Source organism: Oxalobacteraceae sp. CFBP 8761, from assembly GCA_014841595.1.
Lineage (GTDB): Bacteria > Pseudomonadota > Gammaproteobacteria > Burkholderiales > Burkholderiaceae_D > Telluria.
This window is the reverse complement of sequence record JACYUE010000008.1, coordinates 1-6280: the sequence shown is the minus strand read 5'-3', so window position 1 is coordinate 6280 and position 6280 is coordinate 1. Positions and strand designations below refer to the sequence as shown.

Annotated in this window: 3 protein-coding genes; 1 reads left to right on the top strand and 2 read right to left on the bottom strand. The window is 59.0% G+C overall.

All coding sequences use genetic code 11. From position 1 onward, the window contains the following. Positions 1–466 precede the first annotated feature (466 nt). Positions 467–877, top strand: a complete 411-nt coding sequence (locus IFU00_22775; protein ID MBD8545106.1) for a DUF2061 domain-containing protein — start codon at positions 467–469, stop codon at positions 875–877. 214 nt (positions 878–1091) lie between these two features. Here the strand turns inward: IFU00_22775 and IFU00_22770 are convergent, their stop codons facing one another. After that, complete coding sequence (locus IFU00_22770) at positions 1092–2573, bottom strand: DUF3999 family protein (GenBank protein MBD8545105.1); 1482 nt, start codon at positions 2571–2573, stop codon at positions 1092–1094. 18 nt (positions 2574–2591) lie between these two features. Continuing rightward, on the bottom strand, positions 2592–5366 hold the full coding sequence (locus tag IFU00_22765) for a DUF2339 domain-containing protein (GenBank protein MBD8545104.1): 2775 nt from the start codon (positions 5364–5366) through the stop codon (positions 2592–2594). Between the last annotated feature and the right edge of the window lie 914 nt (positions 5367–6280).

Below are 6280 nucleotides of genomic sequence, written 5' to 3'. Positions count from 1 at the left end.
AATACTGACCGTTACTCATTGCTGAGCAACGTATTTCTTTTTTGTGAACATTTGATAATTTAAGTAATCAAAGACCGAGGTCTTTGGCACCTTCATCAAACGCCCACACTTATCGACTGTTAATTTTTAAAGAACTTTATTCGGTGCTGCTTCTGCCATTTGCTACGAAGCGTTGTGTTCGTTAGCAGCAGAGAGGCGAGATTATGAAGTGTTTCTCATTTTTCGTCAACCCCTTCTTTCCTTCGCTGTCGCTGCTTTTAAGCAGTGTCTGCGTCGGGCAGAACGAGACTATAACAAACTTGTGACATGTTCGGCAAGAGGCTTATGAAATACTGCGGCCTATCTCAATTAGCCACTCAATAGTAATAGGCTATCGCCATAGTAGATATATATGCCTTTGTGCGCCAATCGAGAATGACTATCATTTTCCTCTACCGTATCAACACGTGCAATCTCAGGAGTCAAGATGGTCGTCGCTGCCAAGAAAACCAGTCAGGTCATCACCCACATGGCCATTGCTTTCGCCATTGCGTACGCGCTGACTGGTTCGGTCATGTTCAGCGGCCTCGCGATCATCATTGAGCCTGTGATCAATGTGCTGCTCCTCCCTTTCCACGAGAAAGCCTGGGAGGCCATCCGTGCCCGGGCGCGCTCCGAGCGCGAACGCTATGCCCGACGCGCTGCTGAAAAAGTCAGCCAGACTGCCATGCATATGGTCGTGGGGTTCACCGTCATCTATTGCGCGACGGGTTCGCTCGCTTCCGGCGGTATCGCGGCCATCCTTGAGCCGGTATGCAATGTACTTCTGCTGCCGATTCACGACCGCTTCTGGGACAGGCTCGAATTGCGCGCCGCCAGCCAGCACGGCGCTGCCTGAGTCATTAGTGGCAAAGGCTACACACGCACGTCAATAGCAGATAGCGCAGTTTGACTATCCCGTGCAGCATGAGGGCTACAACACCGTTCAACGCCATGATTAGTCTGTCCGTGCGCGAGTGCCTGCGCCAGCTCGGTCGGAACGGATCGATTCCCCACGGCTTTGCCATACCACCCGCCGGTGCACTGAGTTGTTTGGTCGCTCCTTTCTTCATTTACTCAGAGGCATGCAGCCCGCTGTCGGGAGCGACGTCAGATGAAGGCGTGCCGGAAGTATCTGCCTTCATCTGACGGAACAGATGCCAGGCCATGGCGGCAAGTGCCGCAAGGCCACACACCAACACGCCCCATAACCAATGCCGGCGGCTGCCAGCAGTCCGGTCAGCCTCCACGATCGTAGCTGGCGATTGCTGTTGTACGAGCGCCCCGGGTGTTGCGGATTCCAGCTCGGCCAGTTCACGCGGCGTAAAGCCCGGCGCAACCTGGGAGAGCGGCACGCTGGCAGCCATGGCACTGGCGCGGCCAAATGCCAGTTGGTAAGGCGCCTTGCCGGCAGCCACAAACACGATGGTTGCAGGTGCCCAACGCAAGCGTAAGGCTGGACGCTCCAGGATGGCGGTTAGTGGCCGGGCCACCCAAGTGGACGCATTGGTGGCTGCAATCTCGACGTCGCCGGAAACGCGCTGCGCCCCCTTTTGCGACAGTTGATAAAAGGTTGTATTCACGATTGGCTGCAACCGCGTCACGACTCGTTCACCGGGTTTGCGGCTACGCGTGGTTTGGTACTGGCCCACTATCACCGGCATGACGACGTTCTGCCCCTCAAACACAAACCCAACAGCGATCGCGGGAATGGCAACGGGCGCTGCATACATCACATCGCGCCCCTCGGCAGCTGGCTGGCCCGGCAAAACAATGGTCTCGAGCTGCATGGCGGCGTACTGCTGCACGACATACTCGGCGTTGATGTCGGCAAAGGCGAGCGGCTTGCCCTCAAGCCAACGAATACGAGCGTAGCGAAATGGCCGCGGCGAAAACTCGATGCGGTGCTTGCCGACGCTTGCGCCGCGATCGTTGACCAGCCAACTGACTGCCGCTTCGGCCAGCAGGTCCCAGTCTTGCAGGTCGTTACTCACATCGATTGCAACGTGCGCGTTGTAGTTGTCCGCCCCCTGGGGCAGCGATAACGCCAGCGCGCCCACTGGTGCTGCAGCGCTGACCTTCGCAGCCAACGCCGCCGGCTGAAGGTCGAGGATCAGGCTTTGCAGCTCGTCGCTCGCTGCCCGCGACGGCGTCGTCACGGAAATGACGGCGCCGTCGCTCCGGGTGCGGATCTGCAAGCTTTCAGGCATCTGCCCTGTGTCCCGGGCGGCGCCATACAGCGGGAAAATGGCGACCGGTGCAGTGGCCTTTTTTTCTACGGCTGGTGGCGCCTGATCGATCAGCGCAAAAGGCATCGACGCACCAACGGCATCGAACACGCGCAGATCGTGCAAGGCAGGCGAACGTGCGTTCAGATAGACCGCACGCGGCAGCGGCAGTCGCACAATGGCCTGGCTGCTGACGGTGCGTAAAGGGAGACGATGCGAATAATCGGTCAGCCTGTCGGTTTGGGCCGCTGGACTTTCAGTGACGGCGGCGCCCGTCAGCGCGAATACCATGATGACGCAGCAGTACCTGCAGAGAGAAATCGGCATAGGTCGTTCTCCTGTAGGTCAAGCTGACGCAGCCATTGACGCGGCCTGCGGTGCTTTCGGATACGGGGCGAGATAGCCCACCAGTAGCAGCAACAGGCCAACACCAACGAACGACACAACGCGCGCGATACTCCCGCCATTGGCCAGGTCAACCAGGAACAGCTTGGCCACCACAATGCCGTACAACAGCGCGCCGATCCACCAGACCCGTCGTCGAGCAGTGCGTGCTGCAATGCGCATGACCGCGAAAGCACTCGCGCCCCAAGCCAGAGAGAGCAATGCCTGCACCGTTTGCGAAGCCATGAGATCGGCAAGCCGGTAATCGATGCCAAGGTAATGCGCAGCACTTCGTAGCAGAATGAGATTGAACCAGAGCCACGCTGCCACCATGGTGGCACGCAGCAGCGTGGATAGAACGGGCTGATCCATTGCAGCCCTGGCAGCGAGTTGCCGCAACGTGCTTACCCATAGCATCAGCACAAATCCTGTGGTCAAATCGAGCGGGTTGAGCAGTGGAATATAGGGCAACGGGGCCATCGCACCATCGTGCCTCAGGTTCCACAGAGCGGTTGGCAACATCAGCAGAAGGCTACCCACTGGAACGGCAATCGACCGATACCAGTCCGCGATCGGAACGGTGGGCCAGCGCCCTTTCATGCTTCGACGCAGCAAGCCGATAAGGAACAGCATCATTGCCCATGTCGGGAGGTAATTGCTCCATGCCGCGTCCGTGACCCAGTCACCTTGCAAGGTCAATGCGCTGTCGGTTGGCGTAGCGAGCCATCCGTCGATCAGGATCGCGCCGGTTGGCCACAATGCGAGCCACGGCCCACCCGTGCGGATGGCGTGCAGCAACTGCAAGACGGTGCGGTTAAGGAGCAATCCGCTGGTATGCCAGCGTAGCATCGCCTGTTCGTTGCCCATCCATGCAACTGCCCATGCGATCCAGAGCGCGGCGTCCGGGAGCGCGTGCGCGCCGGACAGCATTGCAAGCGAACGCAGCGTAATGATGCCCAGCGCAGCCCAGCAAGCGGGGGCGAACCAGAGTAACTGCGGCCAGGAAAAGCGCGATGCGCAGTGCACGCACGCGATCGACGTCGCCGCGATGCCAAGCACATACAGTGCAAGCCAGCGGGAATCCACGCTGCCCAGGGTGGCAGGCAGATAGTCGACGAACCGACCTGCTGCGACATTCAGAGTGCAGACCCACCAGATGCCGCTCCACAGCAGCAGTAACGCTGACAGGTAGCTGCCGTTTCGCCTGGATGCGGCTAGCTTCAGTGAGCGGCTGGTGGCGAACGCCGCCACGGCCAGGATCACCAGACCGAGCAAGGGCATCTCGTCATTTGGCTCGACCATGCTCAGCCATGACAACCCAGGCCTAGCAGCGATGGCCAGACCGATGGCGCCTGCGAGCTCGGCAGCCAGAACCAGTTGGCGCGCGGTTGTCCAGACCATCCGCAGGCTGAGGGCATACAGCAGCAGCGCCGTGAAAATCGACCCAACCACGATCCAGTCTGCCAGGATGGCGCCCGAGAAGCGCAGGGTCGCTTCCGTCACCCATCCGGCCAGCAGCCACAGCGCTGCGAACATCAACGCCGTATTGGCCAGCATATTGGTGGCCGGTGAAGACAGATCCTGCTTGTCGCTGTTGTTGTCGCTCTGGCGGAATGCCAGAGCCACCGCAAAGGCGCCGGCGGCGAGCAGCAAGAAACCCAGCCACAAGTTCGCCGTCAACGCTGCAGTCATGTCGATGTGAGACAGCGCGGTCATGAAGCTGATCCAGGCTCCGGCCTGCAACAACAGTCCACAGACCCAGATGGCACGCCGCTGGTGGCGCAACCCGAACCACACGAAGCCGAATCCTTGCAGCGCCCACGCGGCCGAGGTCCAGCGCGCATCCAGGGCAAACGGGATCGTCAGCGTGCCAAAAATGGTGCCAAGGACAGCAAACGTCCGGACAAGTGTCCGCCAGCGCTCCTTGCCGGCACGCCAGAGAATCGTTCCGGCCACGAGATAAAATCCGCCCAGCCCGAGTGCTGAAAATGCCAGACCGAACGGCATGTCTCTGACCAGCCCGACCTGAAACCCGAAGGTCAACAGCGGTGTTCCCATGATCAGCGTGACATCGACATAATCCTGCAACCGTGTTCTCGTGCGACCCGCGAATGCGAAAGGGATTGCTGAGTAGCACAAGAAAAAAAGAATCAAAAATGCCTGCGCCGACGCGTAATGGTCCGGGGTGTACTGCAACCCGCCCCATGCCCCAGCGACACCGAACGTGAAGACAAAGCCCAGCAGATTGAGCTGATGCCACGAGCGCTTGAACGCCAGCGCAAAGACGCCGACGTTGAGCATCGCGTAGTAAGAGAACAAGGCGATGTGATTTCCCTGTCCGGTCGACAACAGCAGCGGGCAGGCGAAGCCGCCGGTAATGCCGAATGCCGCGAGCCACGGTGCCTCCTGCAAAATGGCAAGAAGGCACGTGAATACCGTGAGCGACACCAGCAAGGCAAATGCGAATCCCGCAGGTATCAAGGCGTAGCGCTGGAATGCGCTGAAGATCACCAGCATCAGGATGGCGATGGCGGTTCCCTGCACCGGCAAGCCGATCTCCCTGCGTTTGCTACGCAGGCGCCAGCCCCATCCAAGAAGACCCATGTCGGCCAACACCAGCGCAGCCAGCCGCAGTTCAATCGGGATTGTGATGGTCGCCGCCACATACTTGAGCAGGAATGCAATGCCGATAAACAGGATAACCAGGCCGAGCTTGGCGACCAGATTCCCGGTCATCAACCAGGTTTTGACCGCAACCAGCCAGCGAGGTGGCGGAGATACCGCTTTGGTTAAAGCATCAGGATCCAGCGGTGGCGTGATCGCTTCGTGTTGAATCGGGCTGCCAAGGCTTCGGCCACGACGGGGAGTACCTCGTTTTGCTTGGGGCGACTGATGGATTGTCTGGGCGTCATCGACGCTGGCACTGGCACTGGCACTGGCACTGGTACCGCCCACCCCCTGGACTTGTGCATGGGCGCTATCTGGCAAGACGGCAGGTGGCACCTGTTCAACATCACCCTTTGGTACTGTGGAAACGGCCATGTCGGCAGGACGAGGCGCCGGTGTTTCCAGAGGTGCCGGAGAGAGCTGTTGGACCTTCTCGCGGAGCAAAACCAGCTGCTGTTCCAATTCGTTGATTTGATAGCCGCGTCGCAGCCCCACAAGCCAGGCTGCAATGAAGGGATATGCCGCTATTATCAACACCCATGTGGTGATCTCACGCATGGCGGCCCTTCATGTGAAGTACTTGGTTCCGCGAGTCCGGACCAACGCATCATGCGGCAGTCCCCTTGGCGTCAAAGAAATAGTAAGAGCCAGAAGCATGCGCAGAAATGAACCTGTTTGACCGTTGCGCCCGATCAAATCATGTGGTTGGTACGTGGGGTTTTGCTGCCACAGTGGGCCAGTGGCGTATGACAGAGGCGGCAAACTCTAGCGAGCCTGAGGATGAGTGGCACGCCAAACAGGGCATGACAACTTGTGGGAATAGGTTAGATGGTTGATGGGGTGATCGCATCAAGTCGATCGCCCAAAGCGAAAAGCCCCACTCAGATCACTGAGTGGGGCTTTTTTATATAACTAGCCTGACGATAACCTACTTTCACACTGGTTGCAGCACTATCATCGGCGCAAAGTCGTTTCACGGTCCT

What these genes read in the sequence shown, in the direction of transcription:
- IFU00_22775 (MBD8545106.1), top strand. Translation starts at nt 467, where the DNA reads ATGGTCGTCGCTGCCAAGAAAACCAGTCAGGTCATCACCCACATGGCC.
- IFU00_22770 (MBD8545105.1), bottom strand. Translation starts at nt 2,573, where the DNA reads ATGCCGATTTCTCTCTGCAGGTACTGCTGCGTCATCATGGTATTCGCG.
- IFU00_22765 (MBD8545104.1), bottom strand. Translation starts at nt 5,366, where the DNA reads ATGACCGGGAATCTGGTCGCCAAGCTCGGCCTGGTTATCCTGTTTATC.